This is a genomic window from Bifidobacterium sp. wkB344, assembly GCF_003688305.1.
Lineage (GTDB): Bacteria > Actinomycetota > Actinomycetes > Actinomycetales > Bifidobacteriaceae > Bombiscardovia > Bombiscardovia mizhiensis.
In genome coordinates, this window is record NZ_NPOQ01000002.1 from 1 (window position 1) to 1,733 (window position 1,733).

Below are 1,733 nucleotides of genomic sequence, written 5' to 3' on the forward strand. Positions count from 1 at the left end.
GGATGATCCTCGTTGTAGATGCGCACCGTGATATCGGTGTCGGTGCTCCCCGCATCTGCGGGGATGATCCGGCCGGATGCCGTCCCGGAGGCGTGGTCCTGGAGTGCTCCCCGCATCTGCGGGGATGATCCCAGCGTGGGCGCACTGATTGAAGGGGCGATACAGCTAGTCAACGCACTGGTGCTCCCCGCATCCTCGGGGATGATCCTTCACCTGTGTCTGTGGGTTGGTCTTCCAGTCGGTGCTCCCCGCATCCGCGGGGATGATCCCCTGCTTCCTGGTCCGCACCTTGTTCTCGTTCATGTGCTCCCCGCATCCGCGGGGATGATCCTCGGATGTGCAGTATCGGCTTATGAAGCGCCTTGTGCTCCCCGCATCCGCGGGGATGGTCCTTCCAGCAGATCGCTTCCAATAACAAATGGACCGTGCTCCCCGCATCCGCGGGGATGATCCCGGCGTAGACTCGTTCCTGCGGTACATGTATCCGTGCTCCCCGCATCCGCGGGGATGATCCTGTTCATGACAACCTCCTTGTTGTCAATGCCTCGTGCTCCCCGCATCTGCGGGGATGATCCCAAGCTGTCTCCCAATGACACGGAGCTGACCCTGTGCTCCCCGCATCTGCGGGGATGATCCCCGGATCAACGCCCAGGACAAGCCAGACAAGCAGTGCTCCCCGCATCTGCGGGGATGATCCTCGTTGTAGATGCGCACCGTGATATCGGTGTCGGTGCTCCCCGCATCTGCGGGGATGATCCGGCCGGATGCCGTCCCGGAGGCGTGGTCCTGGAGTGCTCCCCGCATCTGCGGGGATGATCCCAGCGTGGGCGCACTGATTGAAGGGGCGATACAGCTAGTCAACGCACTGGTGCTCCCCGCATCCTCGGGGATGATCCTTCACCTGTGTCTGTGGGTTGGTCTTCCAGTCGGTGCTCCCCGCATCCGCGGGGATGATCCCTTGCCGTCGGACCAATCCTCTGGCTTGCCGAGGTGCTCCCTGCATCCGCGGGGATGATTCTACAGGCGGCTTGCAGGGCATCGGGGATGATCCTGACGGAGAAGTTGCTGCTCGACCACATCGAGCGTGTTCCCCCGCATCCTCGGGGCTGATCTTAAAGGACATCTAATGGATGTCCTCAGGTTCACCAATATGAGAGGAGGCGATCAGAAAATACTTGAGGATTTCATGAGAGAAAGGGCATCCAGGGATTGTGCCTGTACCTGTCATGACAACATTCATGAGGATCTGATCGATGGCTATCCGTCGAGACATCCCCTCATCGAGAAATGGGTGAAACCGAACGCCTGGTCTGGGATTCGCTGGATGATGCGGACAGGAGAATGATCCAATAGGATCGCATATACTACGGTACAGGTTGCGGCGGCGGCAAAGCAGAGGTGAATTTCTATGGAGTTATCGGTATAAGGCGATTCGACTAGTTCATTCCCGGGCTCCGACATACTGTTTCAATCAGTAAAAGAATCACTATTAGGAGTGTCGGCGAAGAATCCATAACCACTTCATGGTTTGAACATGAGTATGGTTTGAAGAGGATTGTTTGATTCTCTGGAGATGATCCGGCTGTCTACTCGGCCAGGGACGAGAATGCTGTGCGCTCCCTGCATATGCGGGGATAATCCCATTGGCGGTGTGGCTGGTGCGGCAGTAGGAAAGTGCTCCTTGGCATCCGCGGGGACAATCCTGCAGGGGAATCGGAAGGATACCCTCATGT

The 1,733-nt window shown here is 58.1% G+C and carries 1 protein-coding gene; it reads right to left on the reverse strand.

Features of this window, described 5'->3' with window-relative positions; genetic code table 11:
- Window positions 1–165: 165 nt before the first annotated feature.
- The gene (locus tag CI601_RS08590) at window positions 166–303 is read right to left on the reverse strand and encodes a hypothetical protein (RefSeq protein WP_395947988.1); all 138 of its coding nucleotides are present in this window, start codon (window positions 301–303) and stop codon (window positions 166–168) included.
- Window positions 304–1,733: the final 1,430 nt, after the last annotated feature.

What these genes read in the sequence shown, in the direction of transcription:
- CI601_RS08590 (WP_395947988.1), bottom strand. Translation starts at nt 303, where the DNA reads ATGAACGAGAACAAGGTGCGGACCAGGAAGCAGGGGATCATCCCCGCG.